This is a genomic window from Chromohalobacter israelensis DSM 3043 (assembly GCF_000055785.1).
Classification (GTDB): domain Bacteria; phylum Pseudomonadota; class Gammaproteobacteria; order Pseudomonadales; family Halomonadaceae; genus Chromohalobacter; species Chromohalobacter israelensis.
Map to the genome: position 1 here is coordinate 2993976 of NC_007963.1, position 17425 is coordinate 3011400.

Sequence of the window (17425 nt, forward strand, 5' to 3'; positions counted from 1 at the left end):
GGTAACAGGGAGCGGCCCGAAGCCCCGGCGTCGCGGCGCCTTCAGGTGCATTCGGTTCCCTTGCCATCAGCGTAGGCAATATGTGCCGATGCCGATAGCCGGCGGGCATGATAACCGCCCGTTGCGCCGACCGGAACAGACGTTTGACATATCCAGCCCGCATTAGACCAACGTCTAATGCGAGATTGTCTGCTAGCCCGACAAGACGGTGAACAGCATCTTCACCGACAGCGCCATCAGCACGAAGGCGAAGATCCGCTTGAGCATGGCCACCGGCAGACGATGGGCCAAGCGAGCCCCCAGCGGCGCGGTAAAGAAGCTCACGATCGACATCGACACCACCGCCGGCCAGTAGATGAAGCCCAGCGTCCCCGCAGGCAACGCCGCCTCGCCCCAGCCATTGATCAAATACCCCAGCGCTCCCGCCAGCGCGATCGGCAATCCCACGGCGGCGGAGGTCCCGATGGCCCGGCGCAGGGCCACGTTGCACCAGGTCAGAAACGGTACCGTGAGCGAGCCACCGCCGATGGCGACCAGGGCGGAGATACCGCCGATGCCCAGCCCGACGCCCGAGATCCCCCAGGCGCCCGGCAACGTGCGCGTCGGCGCGGGCTTGAGGTTGATCAGCATCTGCAGCGACACGAATGCCATGAAGCACGCGAAGAACACCGCCAGCCCCGTGGTGGGAACGTGAGAGGCGAGAAACGTCCCCAGGAAGGTACCGAGCAGTATGCCCGGCGTGATGAAGCGTACCACCGGCCACGCCACGCCGCCGCGCCGATGATGCGCCCGCAGGCTCGCCAGCGAGGTGGGCACGATGGCGGCCATCGAGGTTCCCAGTGCCACGTGCACCAGCGTGTCGTGAGGAAATCCCTGAAGCGCGAACAGCGAAGTCAGCACCGGCACCATGATGCCGCCGCCGCCGACCCCCAGCAGTCCGGCAAAGATGCCCACCGCGCCGCCCAGCGCCAGATAGGCCAACCACCAGATAAGATCCAACGTCATGTCTCCTCGAAGGGTGAACGAAAGCTTGCCAGTCTCTGCTCTCAACGCGATGGCAGCAATGCGGCGATCGGCAGGCGGTCGCCCACCTCGAGCCCATGGCGGGAAAAGTAACCGGCGTTGACTTCCAGGGCCGCACGAAACGGTGCGCCGGCCGCGTAACGAGGGCAGTCCTCACGCGAGGCGGTACGACAAGGCAGCATGCGACGGATCGCGCGAATCTCTCCATCCGCGCCGAGAAAAGCGATGTCCAGCGGAATCAGCGTGCGGTACATCCAGAAGCTCGACGTCGGCGGCTGCTGACGTGCATAGACGAACAGCATGCCGGCGTCCGGCGCCAATGTCTCGCGCCCCATCAATCCTCGCGCCCGCTCCTGCGGCTGCCTGGCCACTTCCACCGACAACTGGTGCTCGGCAAACGTCAGGGTGACGTGGTCGAGCCCGGCCCGTGCCTGGCCGGCACCCGCCGACATCCACAACAGCCCCCCCCAGGCGACGAGCAGAACGTACTTCATGCGCATCATGCGTTATCCTCTTGTCTGTCACTGCGTGGACGCCCGCGAGACGTATCCGTTTTCACAAGGACAGCCCGTGCCCCTTCGCGATCTCCTGCTCGGCCTGACGGTCATCGTCATCTGGGCCTTCAACATCATTGTCATCAAGGTCGGCGTGAACGACATGCCTCCACTGATGCTGATGACACTGCGCTTCATGCTGGTCGCCGCGCTCGTCGTCCCCTTCACCCGCGTGACCCGCCCGCAACTGCCGTGGCTGCTGGTGCTGTCGGTGACCTTCGGCGGCCTGCACTTCCCGCTGCTGTTTCTGGGCCTGGGACAGGCGGAGGCCGGCACCGGCGCCTTGCTGGTGCAGATGGGCACGCCCTTCGCCACCCTGCTGGCCGCCATCTTCCTGAAGGAACGCCTCGACGCCCGACGCCTGCTCGGTCTGCTGCTGGCATTCGCGGGAGCGGTGGTACTGGCGGGCGGCCCCGCCCTGCCCGATGCCACGGCGACGCTGACGCTACTCACCAGCGCCCTTGCCTGGGCGGTCTCGACATTGATCATCAAGCGCGCCCCGAACATTTCGCCGCTGACCATGACCGGCTGGATCGCACTCTTCGCGATCCCCCAGGTCGCGCTCGGCAGCTGGCTCTTCGAGAACCATCATGTCGCAGCGCTCCAGCAGGCGGGATGGTCAGGCTGGGGCGCGGTATTCTACACGGCCGTGATGTCGTCGATCCTCGCCTACGGCCTTTGGTATGCCCTGCTCCGCCGCCATCCGATCAACCGTGTCGTTCCGCTGACGCTGCTGATGCCCGTGATCGCCGTACTGCTCGGGGTCTGGCTGCTGGGCGACGGCCTGGACAGCCATAAACTGCTCGGTGGCGCGCTGGTGATCGCCGGGCTGGCCGTCATCAATCTCCCCGGGCGTCGGCGCCCTCTCCCGATGCGCTAGATCGCCTCACAACACGATCACATCATGCCGGGAAATGGTCACGCTGCGCACCTGGGCCTGCAGCGTCTGCCCGGGATGCAGCCGCATCGTCGAGACATCGCGCCGGGTGAGGCGCGCGCGCAGTGCCTGCCCGCCCACATCCAGCATCACCTCGACGAACGGCCCCTGGGTCTCGTCGCCGATTTCGCGCAACGTGGCCGGCAGAAAGGCAGTGCCCGAACGCGGCGAGCAGGACGCGGATGCCGGCACCACGCCCACATCGCGCGCCCGCAGGCGCAGGCGCACCGTATCGCCCGGCACGCCCTCGAGACGCGCCACGTCCAGTGGCGTGGATACGTTCCTCAGCGCCAGCTGCGTCAGGTCATAGGCATCGTCGTGCGCGACGATACGGGCCTCGATCAACGACGCGGCCTCGAAACGTCCGGTCCGAGGTCCCAGATCGAGACGGCTGAACATCTCGTCCACCGGCCCGCTGGCCAGCACCTGGCCCTGTTCGATCAAGGCCACGCGGTCGGCCAGCGCACCGATCTCGCGGGTATCGTGACTGACGAAGAGAATCGGCACTCCGGTGTCGCGTGCCAACTGGCGGATATACCGCAACAGCTCCTGCTTGCGAGCCCCGTCGAGTCCCGTCAGCGGTTCGTCCATCAACAGCATGCGCGGACGCGACAGCAGGGCACGCCCTATCGCCACGCGCCGCGCCTCGCCGCCGGACAACCGCGCCGGCGTGCGCGCCAGCAAGTGACCGATGCCCAGCAGTTCGACCAGGCCATCGAAATCCCCGCGTGAGGCGCGAGGCATGCCATAGCGCAGGTTGCCGCGCACCGAATAATGCGGAAACAGGCGAGCCTCCTGAAACACGACGCCCAGCCGGCGGCGATGCGGCGGCATCCAGTGTCGACGCCGGGTATCCACCAGCCATGTCTCGCCCACCCGGATGATGCCGCTGTCCGGCACGCCCAGACCGGCGATCAGGCGAATCAGACTGCTCTTGCCGCTCCCCGAGCGGCCGAACAAGGCAGTGACGCCCTCCGCAGGTACCGTCAGCGACGCATCGAGCGTGAAATCGCCGAGCCGTTGCATGACGCTGGCCTCAAGCATGGCGTCCCTCCAGACGTTGGCGTGCACGACGTGCCAACCACTCCGACGCCACCAGTGCGATCAGCGCCACGACGACCGAGATCACGCAGAGTCTGGCTGCTGCGGCTTCCTGGCCCGGTGTCTGGACAAGACTGTAGAGTGCCAGCGGCAGGGTACGCGTCTCGCCCGGAATATTGGAGGCGAAGGTGATCGTCGCGCCGAACTCGGAAAGCGACCGCGCGAAGGCCAGCACGCCGCCGGTCAGGATGCCCGGCAGGGTCAGCGGCAGGGTGACGGTGATGAAGGTCTTCCAGCGCCCCGCCCCCAGCGTGCGTGCGGCGTCCTCCAGCTTGCGATCGACCGCCTCCAGCGACAAGCGCACGGCCCGGACCAGTAGCGGAAACGCCATGACGCCACCCGCCACGGCCGCCCCTTCCCAGGTGAAGGGCAGGCTCACGCCGAACTGCGCATGCAGCCATTGTCCCAGCGGCCCCTGACGACCCAGCGCCACCAGCAGCAGATAGCCCACGACCACCGGCGGCAGTACCAGCGGCAGGTGCAGGATACCGTCGAGAAGCGTCTTTCCGGGGAAGTCGAAACGCGCCAGCAGGTAGGCCACGGCAATCCCCGGCACCAGGATCGCGGCTACCGCGATGCCGGAGATGCGCAGACTCAAGGCCAGCGCTTCCCACTCCAGGGGCGTCAACATCACGACGCCTCGTCGGCGGTGACGGCCGCGAAACCGTAGCGCTGAAAGATAGCGGCCGCCTGATCGCCATCGAGCCAATTCGCCAGGGCCCGGGCCGCGTCGCTCGGTGCCTCGCCGATCAAGGCCATGGGATAGATGATGGGGTCATGGGACGACACCGGGAACAGCCCCAGGGTTTCGATCTTGTCGCTGGCCCGGGCATCGCTGGCATAGACGATGCCCAACGGCGCCTCGCCACGCTCGACCAGCGCCAGCGCCGTGCGCACGTTGTCGGCGCGGGCCAGGCGGGCGCGCAGTGCCTGCCACTGGCCGAGGCCTTGCAGGGCTTGCTTGGCATAGATCCCGGCGGGGACATGCGCCGGGTCGCCCACGGCCAGTCGCCCTTCGCCCAGGCGTTCGGCGATCGGTGTCGTCACGTTCGGCGTAAAGGCCGTGAGGCCGCTGTCCTGCGGCGCCACCAGCGCCAGACGATTGGTCAGCACGTCATGGCGCTGGGTCAGCGCCACACCGCCCTGCTCACCCAGCCAGTCCATCCAGCGCTCGTTGGCCGACAGATAGATCGCTGCCGGTGCGCCGTTGGCGATCTGCCGGGCCAGGGTCGAGGACGCGGCGTACACCGGCACGACCTCGACATCGTGCTCGCGCATGTAGCGCTCGGCCAGCGCATCCACGGCATCCGTCAACGAGGCTGCCGCAAACACGGTGACGCGCTCTGCGGCTTGCGCCGTGGCGGCGCTCAGGGTCAGCGCGAGAGCGATACCACACGCGAGGAGGGCGTGTAACGACGGACGAGGTGACATGATGACGCTCCCGAAAACAGACGCTTGGCGACGCATCGCCGACACGGTGACAGCAAGAAATACGGTGACAGCACGAAAATAGCATGAACGCCCCGCGCCCATCAGGTCGTCGGCATGCATGCGTCCCCCTCGGCTGACCGAGCATGCAAGCCAAAAGGGAGGCCCGAGGCCTCCCTTTTCATCACCATTCGCGCAGCGTCCCCTAGAAGTCGAGACTCGCCCCCACCCAGTATCGCCGCCCATCTTCCACATAGCCGTACTCGTCGTAATCGATCTCTTCGTCGAACATGTTGTAGACACCGACCATGAGCTTGGCCCGCTCGGTCAGTCGCCACGCACCGCCACTGTCCACGAAGGTATAGGAAGGGGCGCGAATGCTGCTCGAGGACGGCCCCTCGACAGGCTGGCTCTCCTTGCCGCGATAGGTCAGCCGCGCCCAGGCATTGAGCCGCGCCACCGGCGTCCAGTCCAGCGTACCGCTGAATTGATGTTCGGGCAGCTTGGTCAAGGGGTTGCCCTCGTATTCACCGCTTTTCTGCTCGGAGTCGGTATAGGTGTAGCTCGTCGACAGGCTCAACGTCTCGGTCAGCGGCGACGACAGCGAGAGCTCCACCCCCCGGGTCACGGCCTCGTCGACGTTGATACGGTAGGTCGGGTCGGCACCGAACTGATTGGGCCCTGCGGCGCACACGCTATCCGGACATGCCACGCGCGTGATCTTGTCCTCGAAGTCGTTGTGGAACAGCGTCATGCTGGCATTCAAGCCGCTCGGGGCGCTGTAGAGCAAGGCAAGTTCCTTGTTGAGCGACGTCTCGGGTTCCAGATCCGGATTGCCGTAAACGTTGCCGCCGCGACTGATCTGCCCCCATCCCGGCGTGATCTCGCGCAAACCGGGCGCACGATAACCGGTGGAGACGCCGCCCTTGAGCGTCCAGCGTGGCGCGGCCTGCCAGACCCCATACAGGCGCGGGCTGACGTGGCTGCCGTAGTTTTCATTGTCATCCAGGCGCACCCCGCCGGTCAGCGAGACATCTTGCGTCAATAACCATTCATCCTCGACGAACAGCGCCCACTGATCGTTGCTGACTTGCGTCAGGTCCGATATCTGATTGCTGGTTCGATCATCGAGTTCTTCTTTCTCATAGTTCGCACCCAGCGTCACGATATGGCGCGACAGCGGCATCACCCACTGCGTGTTCGCCACCGTATTGGTAATCTCCATGTCACGCGCCTTGTTTTGCGTCGACTCGCGCTGCACGTAACTGTTGGAGGTGGCGAATCCCCAGCGCCCGGTGTGGGTCAGCGCATAATGTTCCCGGTCATGCGTCGAGTGGCTATCGGTACAACCACCGCGGCAGCCTTCCGCCGGAGCGGATTTGCCGACATGGGCCGCACGATCCTGGGTCTCCTTGCCCACTTCCAGGCCAACGTCATGATGCTCGCTCGGCGTCAGCGAAAACTTGGCGGTCAGGCTTTGCAGGTCCTTGTCTTCGTAGCCTTCCTCGATGTCGTCCTCTTCTCGCTTCTGGTACTGGCCATACACCTGCAGCCCCAGAAGATCGTCGGCAAGAGGCCCCGACACATAGAGCTGTCCCTGGTTGGCGTTGCCCGAGTCGCTGTCTTCCTGGAGCGTGGCTTCGGCACGCACGTTGCCGTGCCACTCATCGGCCACCTTGCGAGTGATGACGTTGATGACCCCGCCGATGGCGTCCGAACCGTAAAGCGTCGACATGGGCCCGCGAATCACCTCGATACGCTCGATGGCCTGCAGGGGCGGCAGCCAGTCCTGCTCGAACCCGGCGCTCCCGTTGGGACGCGACTCCCGCGAGGACTGGCGACGTCCGTCGACGAGGATCAGGGTGTATTGCGCCGGCATGCCGCGCATGCTGATATCGGCACCGTTGTCGCCACGGCCGCCGCCGGTGACGATGACGCCCGGCACGTCCCGCAAGGCATCGGTGATATCGCGATAGGCCTTGTTTTCGAGCTGCTCGCGCGAGATGACACTGATCGAGGCCGGTGCACTCGTGACCTGCTGCGCATACCCGGCGGCGGTGACGACGACGTCGTTCAACGCGACGTCGCTTTCGGCGGCATGGGCGACCGGCGTGCTGACGGCGGCCGTCACCAGTGTCAGCGTCGCGATACGCGATGGATGATTCATGTTGCGTGGTTCTCCCTGAAGAATCCTGCCCCGAATGTGTCCGGAGCGCTTGCACAATGATTAAAATTTAATGCGAATTTTTATCATTTAGATTCTTCCACAAAGTACGACACCACGTCATGGGACGGGGCGTTTCGCAATCCGCAACGCAACGCCATAACAGGCGCTAATGATTTTCAAAAAGATGCAGGGTTGTGCAAGAATGCGCGCTCACCCCACAGCACGCCGATTGACGATGACGAATGGCATGTACGATCTCGATGAGCTGGCCGCCTTCGCCTCGGTCATGGCATCCGGCAGTCTCACCGCCAGCGCCCGACAGCTCGGGGTCGCCAAGTCGACACTCAGTCGTCGCATCAGTCAACTGGAGGAGCGCCTGGGTCAGCCCTTGCTGCGTCGCCAGGCCAATCGCCTGCTGCCCACCGAGGCCGGCACGCTCTTTCTGGCCTACAGTCAGCAGATCCTGCGTCTCGCCGAACAGAGTCAGCGCGCCCTGGAAGACCTGCGTGCGGAAGTCAGCGGCGAACTCACCGTGCAGGTGCACAATGCCTTTGCCCGCGGATGGTTCTCGCAGCAGATGGAGAACTTCGTCGCCGACCATCCCGGCGTGCGTCTCGACTTGCAGACGCGCCTCACGCCGCCCACCGGGCCCGAGGACGAGGCGCTATGCGTCTGGCTGGGAACTGTCGACGAGTGCGGCTTGCGTCAGGAAACGCTGGGCCATATGCGGCGAGGCCTCTATGCCCACCCCGATTACCTGCGCCGCCATGGTGCTCCCCGCCACCCTCGCGATCTGGCCGAACATGCCTGGGTCGACCTGCTCGGCACCAGCGAGCACGGCGTGACCTTGCATCACGCCCGTGAGGGCGAGTGGGACCTCACCCTGCCCCCCTCGCGACTGCGCGTCGACCAGTACGTGCTGCATATCGACGCCATCGCACGAGGCGGGGGGCTTGGCCTGCTGCCCCACTGGATGGCCGAGAAACGCCTGCAGCATCATCCCGGCAGCCTGACCCCCTGCCTGGAGGAATGGGCGCCATCCTCGCTGCCCATCACGCTCCTCTACCCCTTCGGCCGTCTGCCGCGCAAGACCGTTACCCTGCTCGAACGGATCCGCCAGGCCGTTCCGGATAGCTGGCGCTTGCATGCGCCGGCCCCCAGCCTCCGATTTTCACGCTAGACTGACAGCCGCTACGCGACGTGACGCCTCGGGAGCCGATCGCACGGATAGCGCGTCAAATAGATAGCGTGCTAACATAGTCGCTTGCCTTGGCGAACGGGAGAGGGAATGGGTCTCAAGGAAATCGCTATCGGCGGCATCTATTTCAGTCCGCTGCTGCTCTACGCCCTGCTGGGGTTCGTTGGCGCACTCATCGTGCGTACGGTATTGCACCGTATCGTCGGGCAACATACGCCCTGGTTCGAAGCGTGGTTCGATGCCGCCCTGTTCGTCATCATCACGGCCATCGTCGCCTTTGTCTTTTCGCCAACTGCCGGAATCGTCTAAATGCGCACTTCGCTACGCATGCTCACCACACTCGTCATCGTGGCACTGGCCATCGCCGCCGGTGTCTGGCTATGGCATTACTACCTATATACGCCGTGGACACGCGACGGCCGTGTCCGCGCCGATATCGTGACCATCGCCCCGGACGTCTCCGGCTGGGTGAGCGAGCTCTCGGTGGAAGATACGCAACGCGTGTCCCAGGGCGAGACCCTCTTCAAGATCAACCAGGCCCGCTATCGCGCCGCCCTCGAGCAGGCCCAGGCCACCGTGGAACTGAACCGGGCACAGCTGGAGCTCAAGAAACACGAGGAAAGCCGCCGCAACCGCCTGAGCAGCCGGGCGATCAGCAACGAGGATCGGGAGATCGCGCGGATCGACACCCGAGTCGCCCAGGCCAATCTCGACGCGGCCGAGGCGCAGCTGGAGAGCGCGCAGATCGACCTGAAACGCACCGTGGTGACGGCACCCGCCGATGGACACATCCTCAACCTTCGGCTCAGCGAGGGCAATTACGTCAACGCCGGCAATGCCGTCATGGCACTGGTCAAGGCCGATTCCTATTACGTGACCGGCTACTTCGAAGAGACCAAGATGTCGCGGATCGAGGAAGGCGACGTCGCCAGGATCACGCTGATGAACGACGACACCGAGCTACGCGGCCATGTCGCCGGCATCGGCCGAGGCATCGCCGACAGCAACACCTCACCCAACGACCAGCTGTTGCCGCAGGTCGAGCCGACCTTCAACTGGGTACGGCTGGCACAACGCATCCCGGTGCGCATCGAACTCGACGACGTTCCCGAGGGGACGCTGCTGAGTGCCGGAATGACGGCCACGATCCATGTCGTCGACGACACGGACGCAGACTGAGCCGCCCATGTCGCCCTGGATCGAGACCTACCTGACGCCCTCGAAGACATCGCTGCAGTTCGCCGCCAAGACCACCCTGGCGATGCTGCTGGCGCTGTACATCGCCTTGTGGTGCGATCTCGACCGCCCCTACTGGGCGCTGATCTCGGCGGCGTTCCTGCAGATCCGGCCGATGAGCGGCATGGTGGTCGAAAAGGGCATCTGCCAGATCGGCGGCACCCTCATCGGCGCGCTGGCCGGCATCGTCATCATGGCCTTCTTCGCCCAGGCCCGCGTGCCCGCGCTGATCGCGCTGACCCTGTGGATCATGCTCTGCGCCTATGGCAGTTCGCTGCTGCGCAACAACTTCTCCTACGGCTGCATCATGGGCGCCGTGACCGCGATGCTGATCGTGGTGATTTCCGCCAACCAGCCCCCGAGCGGCATCTTCGACATCGCCGTGGCGCGGCTCTCCGAACTCGGTCTCGGGGCGCTCTGCGCCACCCTGGTCAGCGCCCTGCTGTGGCCCACGCACGTCAAGGAGCATCTCGCCGGGCAGGCCGACGAGGTCATCAACCAGGCCTTCACGCATGCCGGACAGCGGCTGGACGCCAGCGATGACGCTGCCGCCATGCAGCAGTCGCTGACCGCCAGCCTCGAGCCGCTGACCATGCTCGAGACCGATAGCCAGGCGGCGCGCTACGAAGGCCCCGACGGCAACGGGCGCATCCGCGCCACCCACGTGCTGACGCGGCGTACCCTACGTTTCTTCGCCACGCTGGGGGCGCTGCATCAGCTACTCCACGATCATCGCGATCGCATCAACGCGCCCCTGCAGCAGCTCGCCACCGAAATCGCCGAAGGCTTTCGCGGCGCCGAGCACGTCAAGGGCGTCCCCGCGGCCCGCCGTGAACTGCAGGCGCTGCGCAAGCGCGCCCATGGCTACTCCGACACGCAGCTCGATCCGCTGCAGCGGCGCGTCATCCTGGCGCTCCGTGAGGTGCTCGGCCACGCCATGATCATGCTCGACGCCCGCGAGGCCATCGCCCACCCGGGGCGTAAACAGCTACGCGCCGGCTCCCTGTCCTGGCATCGCGATCATCTGGTGGCGCTGCTCAACGCCGGCCGCGCGGGGCTGGTCTTCTCGTGCCTGGCGGTGTTCTGGCTGCAGACCCACTGGAGCAACGGCCAGGTGGCCATGCTGCTCGGCACCCTGTTCTCGGCCTTCTTCGCCACGCGCGACAACCCCGTGACGATCTGCATGATGTTCTTCAAGGGCATGCTGGCGGCGTTGCCCAGTGCCTTCCTGTTCGGGCATGTCCTGCTGTCGCAGGCCAACGGCTTTCCCATGCTTGCCATGCTGTTCGTCACGCCCCTGTTCCTGGGGCTGCTCGGCGCCTCCAATCCTCGATTGATGGGTTACTGCCTGGCCTTCACCATCTTCAATATCCTGCTGACCATGCCGGGCAACGGCATGGACTTTTCCTTCGACAGCTTCGCCAACCGCGCCATCGCCGTGATCGTCGGGTTGAGCGCCGTGGTGATGGGCTTCCGCCTGATTCCGGGTCTCGGGGCACCGATCCGGCGCCGCCGCCTGATCGGCGCCATCAGCCATGACCTGCGCCACATCGGCGACTTGCCCCTGCACGAGGAAGAAAGCCGTTTCAGCGGGCGCATGGCCGATCGCCTGCTGCAATTGGCGCGCCATGACGACATGCTGCCCGAGGATCACCGCCATTTGTTCATGATCGGCCTCAACGGGCTCGATCTGGGACGTTCCTGCCTGCGCCTGCGCCATCGCCTGGACGATGCCGCGCCGCCCGTGCGTGACGCCATGCGGCACTTGCTGACCACCCTCGCCGCCGCGTTCGAGGACAGCGCCCACGGCCGCGCGCCACAGGGCATCCAGGCGGCCGGACGAGCGCTGGATGACGCGCTCGTCCGCCATGGCGATATCGAGGAGGATTGGCGGTGGCTACTGGCAGGGCTGGTCGAGCGGCTCGAGCTCACCCTGGCGCGTCAGGCCAATGTCATGGCCGAGCGACTGACACCGGCACCCGCCGCCTGATGACGACGATGAGAGACCCGAGGAGCACCATGCAGATTCGAGCTTTCCGCGATACCGACGAAGCGGCCATCATTGCGCTCTGGGAACGCTGCGGCCTGACGCGTCCGTGGAACGATCCACGCCGCGACATCGCACGCAAGCTTGCGGAAGACCCGCGCCTGTTTCTGGTCGGCGAACGGGACGGTGACGTGATGGCGAGCGCCATGGCGGGATACGACGGGCACCGCGGCTGGGTACACTACCTCGCGATCCACCCCGATCATCAGGGGCAAGGGCACGGCATGTCTCTGCTCGCGGCCGTGGAGCGCGCATTGCAGGCCCGGGGATGTCCGAAGCTGATGCTGATGGTCCGCAACGAACACCCCGAGCTCGTCGAGTATTACCGCCGCCAAGGGTACGAGAGCGGCGACTTCGTGACCCTCGGCAAGCGGTTGATCGCCGACGACTGATCAGTCGCGATCGACGGCGAAGGCCGACCAGGCCTGACGCGTCGGCATCACCTCGAGGCGATTGACGTTGACGTGTGCCGGCAACGTGGCCGTGTAGAAGATCAACTCGGCGACATCCTCCGCCTGGAGCGGCGTGGTATCGCGATACAGCGCATCGGAAGCCGCCTGGTCGCCACCGGTGCGCACCAGCGTGAACTCGGTTTCGGCCATGCCCGGCGCGACATCGGTCACCCGCACGCCGGTGCCCTGCAGGTCACAGCGCAGGTTGTAGGTGAACTGCTGGACGAAGGCCTTGCTCGCCCCGTAGACATGGCTGCCGGGATACGGCCATTGGCCGGCCACCGACCCCAGATTGACGATGCTGGCCCCGGCGCCGGTCTCGATCAGGGTGGGCAGGACCGCGTGGGTGACGTTGACCAGCCCCTTGATGTTGGTGTCGATCATGGTATGCCAGTCGGCGAGGTCGACGTCTTGCGCGGGTTGCGGTGCCAGCGCCAGACCGGCGTTGTTGACCAGCGTCTTGACCCGGCGAAACGCCTCCGGCAACTCGTCGATGACCGACTGGACCGCTTTCTCGTCGCGCACGTCGAGCACCGCGGTATGCACCCGCACCCGTTGACTGAGTTCTTCGGCCAACTCGGTCAGGCGCTCCTCGCGCCGCCCGGTCAGGATCAGCGACCATCCCGCATCGGCGAAACGCCGTGCCGCCGCACGCCCGAAGCCCGAGGTGGCCCCGGTAATCAATACGATATCGCTCATATTCTCCTCCTTATCCACGCTCGTCCTGTCCCGCGCCCCGCGTCGGGTCGTCATCCCGGATAGCCGCCTTCGATGTCGACGATGCGTGTGGCATTGCGCCCCACGCCGCCGTGCAGGTCCAGCATGCGCTCAATCCAGGCATGGACCGGGTCGGCATTGGAGACAAGATCCGCCGCCGACACGCAGCGGGCCCACATGAAATGGCCGAAGATCAGGTAATCGGCGGCAGCGGGCGCCTCGCCATCCAGGAAGTCAGCCTCTTCCAGGCGTGCGCGCAACGGCTCCAGGGCGGCATCGAGCGCCGTCAGCCCCTTGCTCGGCGCGTGCATTTCCTCGAGGCTGCGCCCCAGTGCCTTTTCGCGCGTTTCACGAAAGTACGCCTGGTCGTCGGGATGCACGACATTGAAAAGATCCATGACGATGGTGCGCAGCATTCCCGGTGCCAACGCCCGCTCGCTGTACATCTTGAAAAAGCGCGCCCGGGACTCGGCCGTATCGTCGCCCAGCAGCGGCTTGTCAGGGTATTCACGGTCGAGATAACGAAAGATCTCGTAACTATCGGTGACCGTGGTCTCGCCATCGACGAGGACCGGCACCTTGCCCTGCCCCGAAAACGCGATCGCCTCTTTCTGGGTAAAGCGCCACGGGATGAAATCGCATTCCAGGCCCTTGTGCGCCAGCGCATAGCGCACGCGCCAGCAATAGGGAGAAAACCGCAGCCGCTCGTCACGACCGCTCAACTCGTACATCTGCAACGCCATATCATCGCTCCTTCTCGAGATGCATCGCGTGGGGAAGCGCCCACGCCCAGGAAGTCGACGCTACCACAGGCCACCTGAATGCGCCTACGACCAGCGCCCGTGCATCGCCGCGACCCTCGAAGCGGCTCGTCTATTAGTCGAACTCGAGCGCCGCCGAGCGCGCTCTACGAGCCACGCAGGCCTCCGACCAAGGTGGCAAGACAGCCCCCAACTTCATGATTGCCTTTATTTTTTTTCTCGCTGCTTCAGACGTCAGCATATTGGTATTACCAATTATCCAAGGATTGGCCTGACGGCATTTCACGTTTATCTTTCGCTCGACGACGCATGCCACGCGCTAGCCACTCGTCTCGCGCTGCACAACAACACAATCAGGGGCACTTCCATGAATCAAACGCTGCTCTCGCTACTCGCCTTCCTGCCATTGGTGCTGGCCGGCGTCTTGCTGATTGGCTTCCGGGTTCAGGCCAAGGTCGCCATGCCCGTGGTGTTTCTGGTCACGGCATTGATCGCCCTGCTGGCCTGGGACATGACCTTCACACGGGTGCTGGCTTCCACGTTCCAGGGGTTGATCCTCACCGTAGGCCTGCTGTGGATCATCTTCGGCGCCATCATGCTGCTCAACACCCTGAAGCACTCCGGCGGGATCACCGCCATCCGCAACGGCTTCTCCAGCATCAGCCCCGACCGTCGCGTCCAGGCGCTGATCGTGGCGTGGCTGTTCGGCTGCTTCATCGAAGGGGCGTCCGGCTTCGGCACGCCTGCCGCCGTCGCCGCGCCGTTGATGGTCGCACTGGGCTTCCCGGCATTGGGAGCCGTCACCGTGGGCATGATGATCCAGTCTACGCCGGTCTCCTTCGGCGCCGTCGGCACGCCCATCGTGGTCGGCGTCACCGGCGGCCTCAATCGCAATGCGATCACCGAGCAACTGACCGCCAACGGCTCGAGCTGGGAAAGCTTCTTTCGCCTGATCGCCTCGGAAGTCGCCATCACCCACGCCATCGTGGGCGTCCTGATGCCGTTGATCATGGTCATCGTGATGGTGCGCTTCTTCGGCGCCAACCGTTCCTGGAAGGAAGGCCTGTCGATCACACCGTTCGCGCTATTCACCGGCATCGCCTTCGTGGTTCCGTACGCGCTGGTGGGCGTCGTTCTGGGCCCCGAGTTCCCGTCGATGATCGGCGCCCTGGTCGGGCTGGCCATCGTCGTGCCGGCCGCCAGGAAAGGCTTCCTGCTGCCCAAGGACACCTGGGATTTCCCCGACAGCACGACCTGGCCGGACGAATGGCTGGGGAACCTGGAGATCAAGATGGACCAGGTCGCCGGCAAGGCGCCGATGTCGATATTCATGGGCTGGGTGCCCTACGTGCTGCTGGCCGTCCTGCTGGTCATCTCGCGCACCGTGCCGTCGGTCACTTCGGCACTGCAATCGATCAGCGTGAGCTGGAACAACATCCTCGGCGAGAGCGGTGTGTCGGGTAGCCTTCAACCGCTGTATCTTCCCGGCGGCATCATTCTCATCGTGGTGCTGCTCACCGTACTGCTGCACCGCATGCGCGCCAGCGAACTGGGGGCGGCCTTCAGCGAGTCGACCAAGACGCTGCTGGGCGCCGGGTTCGTGTTGATCTTCACCGTGCCCATGGTGCGCATCCTGATCAACTCCGGCGTCAACCAGGCGGACCTGGTCTCGATGCCGGTGGCCATGGCGCAACTGGTGGCCGATGGCGTGGGACACGTCTATCCGTTCTTCTCGCCCGCCGTCGGGGCGCTGGGTGCCTTCATCGCCGGCTCCAACACGGTGTCCAACCTGATGCTCTCGGACTTCCAGTTCAACGTCGCCGAGGCGCTGGGCGTGTCCACCGCGATGATGGTGGCCCTGCAGGCCGTGGGCGCCGCCGCCGGCAACATGATCGCCATTCACAACGTGGTTGCCGCCTCCGCCACCGTGGGGCTGCTGGGCCGCGAGGGCACCACCCTGCGCAAGACGATCCTCCCCACCCTGTACTACCTGATCTTCACGGGGACCATCGGGTTGGTCGCCTTCTACGTGATCGGCGTGAGCGACCCGCTCATGGGTTAGCGCACGACCACTACGCGCTTTTACACAATCGCCACACTATCGCCCCGCCCCGGCCATGCCGGGCGGGGCTTTTCTTCGTGGCTATTATTGGTAAGACCAATTCTCCAATCCTTAGGCTTTCGGCTAATAGGCACGGCCGCATGCCATAAGAGAATATGGAAACACTTTCCATAAGCGGCGAGGTCCGGCGCCATGCGCTGACGCTCTCGCCCACGCGTGGCGGCATCGCCCAAGGAGACCGCATGAACATCCTCTTTGACGAACGCCTGGACGGCACGCTGCCGGCGGTCGACAAGGATGCCCTTGTCACGCATCTGACCGCGCACCTCCCCGACATGACGCTACTGCATCGCGAGGAGGACCTGCGTCCCTTCGAATGCGACGGCCTCTCGGCATATCGCGTGCTACCCATGCTCGTGGCACTACCCGATACCCTGGAGCAGGTGGAAGCCCTGCTCGGCATCTGTCACACCCAGGGCGTTCCGGTGGTCACGCGCGGCGCAGGCACCGGCCTCTCCGGTGGCGCCCTGCCCCTCGAAAAGGGAGTGCTACTGGTGATGTCCCGCTTCAGCCGCATTCTCGACATCGACCCCGAGGCCCGCACCGCACGCGTGCAACCCGGTGTGCGCAACCTGGCGATTTCCGAGGCGGCTGCGCCCCATGGGCTGTATTACGCACCCGACCCTTCGTCGCAGATCGCCTGCTCGATCGGCGGCAACGTGGCCGAGAACGCCGGGGGCGTGCACTGCCTCAAGTACGGGCTGACCGTGCACAACGTGCTCGCGGTGAACATCCTGACCATCGAAGGGGAGCACATCACGCTCGGCAGCGAGGCCCTGGATACGCCGGGCTTCGATCTGCTGGCGCTGTTCACGGGCTCCGAAGGCATGCTCGGCGTGATCACCGAAATCACCGTCAAGCTGCTGCCCAAGCCGGAAAGCGCCAAGGTACTGATGGCCAGCTTCGACGACGTCGAGAAGGCCGGCAAGGCAGTGGGCGACATCATCGCCGCGGGCATCATTCCCGGCGGCCTGGAAATGATGGACCGGCTGGCCATTCAAGCCGCCGAGAACTTCGTCAAGGCCGGCTACCCGGTGGAGGCCGAGGCCATCCTGCTGTGCGAACTGGATGGCGTGGAAGCCGACGTTCACGATGACTGCGAAACGGTTCGCCGAGTGCTCGAGGCCGCCGGCGCGACCGATATTCGGCTGGCCCGTGACGACGCCGAGCGCGCCACCTTCTGGGCCGGACGCAAGAACGCCTTCCCCGCGGTAGGACGCATGTCGCCCGACTACTATTGCATGGACGGCACCATTCCCCGGCGCGAGCTGCCGCGCGTCCTCAAGGGCATCGCCGACCTCTCGGCAACCCATGGCCTGCGCGTGGCCAATGTCTTCCATGCCGGCGACGGCAACATGCACCCGCTGATCCTGTTCGATGCCAATGCGCCGGGAGAACTGGCACTGGCCGAGGAAGTGGGTGGCAAGATCCTCGAACTCTGCGTCGAGGTCGGCGGCAGCATTACCGGCGAGCATGGCGTGGGACGCGAGAAGATCAACCAGATGTGCGCCCAGTTCTCCCCCGACGAGATCACGGTCTTTCATGCCGTCAAGGCCGCCTTCGACCCGCTCGGGCTGCTCAATCCCGGCAAGAACATTCCGACGCTGGCACGCTGCGCCGAATTCGGTGCCATGCACGTGCATCACGGCAACCTGCCCCACCCCGAGTTGCCGCGTTTCTAA

The 17425-nt window shown here is 65.1% G+C and carries 16 protein-coding genes; 8 read left to right on the plus strand and 8 right to left on the minus strand.

Annotation, left to right across the window (positions count from 1 at the left end; all coding sequences use genetic code 11):
• Positions 1–192 precede the first annotated feature (192 nt).
• Both CSAL_RS13525 and CSAL_RS13530 read right to left on the minus strand, forming a co-directional pair.
• On the minus strand, positions 193–1005 hold the full coding sequence (locus CSAL_RS13525; protein ID WP_011507965.1) for a sulfite exporter TauE/SafE family protein: 813 nt from the start codon (positions 1003–1005) through the stop codon (positions 193–195).
• A 41-nt stretch (positions 1006–1046) separates the two neighbouring features.
• Positions 1047–1526 (minus strand): DUF192 domain-containing protein, encoded by a 480-nt coding sequence (locus CSAL_RS13530; protein WP_011507966.1) that lies wholly within the window; start codon positions 1524–1526, stop codon positions 1047–1049.
• Positions 1527–1593: 67 nt separating this feature from the next.
• On the opposite strand from CSAL_RS13530, the gene CSAL_RS13535 reads away from it, so the two are divergent.
• Positions 1594–2457 (plus strand): DMT family transporter, encoded by an 864-nt coding sequence (locus tag CSAL_RS13535; RefSeq protein ID WP_035413719.1) that lies wholly within the window; start codon positions 1594–1596, stop codon positions 2455–2457.
• A 6-nt stretch (positions 2458–2463) separates the two neighbouring features.
• Here CSAL_RS13535 and modC read toward each other — a convergent pair whose 3' ends face one another.
• From modC to CSAL_RS13555, 4 genes are all read right to left on the minus strand, one after another.
• Entirely contained in the window at positions 2464–3558 is a 1095-nt protein-coding gene (modC, locus tag CSAL_RS13540) for a molybdenum ABC transporter ATP-binding protein (protein ID WP_011507968.1), read from the minus strand.
• Complete coding sequence (gene modB / locus CSAL_RS13545; protein ID WP_011507969.1) at positions 3551–4246, minus strand: molybdate ABC transporter permease subunit; 696 nt, start codon at positions 4244–4246, stop codon at positions 3551–3553. The genes modC and modB overlap by 8 nt, the downstream gene beginning before the upstream one ends.
• Positions 4246–5046, minus strand: coding sequence for a molybdate ABC transporter substrate-binding protein (gene modA, locus CSAL_RS13550; RefSeq protein WP_011507970.1), 801 nt, complete (start codon positions 5044–5046; stop codon positions 4246–4248). Before modA ends, modB begins: the two co-directional genes overlap by 1 nt.
• A gap of 202 nt (positions 5047–5248) precedes the next feature.
• On the minus strand, positions 5249–7210 hold the full coding sequence (locus CSAL_RS13555; protein ID WP_011507971.1) for a ligand-gated channel protein: 1962 nt from the start codon (positions 7208–7210) through the stop codon (positions 5249–5251).
• Positions 7211–7457: 247 nt separating this feature from the next.
• Between CSAL_RS13555 and CSAL_RS13560 the strand changes: the two genes are divergently transcribed.
• From CSAL_RS13560 to CSAL_RS13580, 5 genes are all read left to right on the plus strand, one after another.
• On the plus strand, positions 7458–8390 hold the full coding sequence (locus CSAL_RS13560; RefSeq protein WP_043558580.1) for a LysR family transcriptional regulator: 933 nt from the start codon (positions 7458–7460) through the stop codon (positions 8388–8390).
• Positions 8391–8498: 108 nt separating this feature from the next.
• Positions 8499–8717, plus strand: a complete 219-nt coding sequence (locus CSAL_RS13565) for a DUF1656 domain-containing protein (protein WP_011507973.1) — start codon at positions 8499–8501, stop codon at positions 8715–8717.
• Positions 8718–9587: an efflux RND transporter periplasmic adaptor subunit gene (locus CSAL_RS13570; protein ID WP_011507974.1), complete on the plus strand. Its 870-nt coding sequence runs from the start codon at positions 8718–8720 to the stop codon at positions 9585–9587.
• A 7-nt stretch (positions 9588–9594) separates the two neighbouring features.
• Positions 9595–11634 carry an FUSC family protein gene (locus CSAL_RS13575; RefSeq protein WP_043558582.1) on the plus strand — a complete coding sequence of 680 codons (2040 nt, stop codon included), beginning with the start codon at positions 9595–9597 and terminating at the stop codon, positions 11632–11634.
• Positions 11635–11663: 29 nt separating this feature from the next.
• Complete coding sequence (locus tag CSAL_RS13580; protein ID WP_011507976.1) at positions 11664–12083, plus strand: GNAT family acetyltransferase; 420 nt, start codon at positions 11664–11666, stop codon at positions 12081–12083.
• Here the strand turns inward: CSAL_RS13580 and CSAL_RS13585 are convergent, their stop codons facing one another.
• The gene (locus CSAL_RS13585) at positions 12084–12842 is read right to left on the minus strand and encodes an SDR family NAD(P)-dependent oxidoreductase (protein WP_011507977.1); all 759 of its coding nucleotides are present in this window, start codon (positions 12840–12842) and stop codon (positions 12084–12086) included.
• Between the two features lie 50 nt (positions 12843–12892).
• The gene (locus tag CSAL_RS13590; protein WP_011507978.1) at positions 12893–13603 is read right to left on the minus strand and encodes a glutathione S-transferase N-terminal domain-containing protein; all 711 of its coding nucleotides are present in this window, start codon (positions 13601–13603) and stop codon (positions 12893–12895) included.
• Between the two features lie 385 nt (positions 13604–13988).
• Between CSAL_RS13590 and CSAL_RS13595 the strand changes: the two genes are divergently transcribed.
• Both CSAL_RS13595 and glcD read left to right on the plus strand, forming a co-directional pair.
• Positions 13989–15683, plus strand: coding sequence for an L-lactate permease (locus CSAL_RS13595; RefSeq protein WP_011507979.1), 1695 nt, complete (start codon positions 13989–13991; stop codon positions 15681–15683).
• 242 nt (positions 15684–15925) lie between these two features.
• A complete protein-coding gene (gene glcD / locus CSAL_RS13600; RefSeq protein ID WP_011507980.1) occupies positions 15926–17425 on the plus strand; it encodes a glycolate oxidase subunit GlcD in 1500 nt (499 codons plus the stop codon).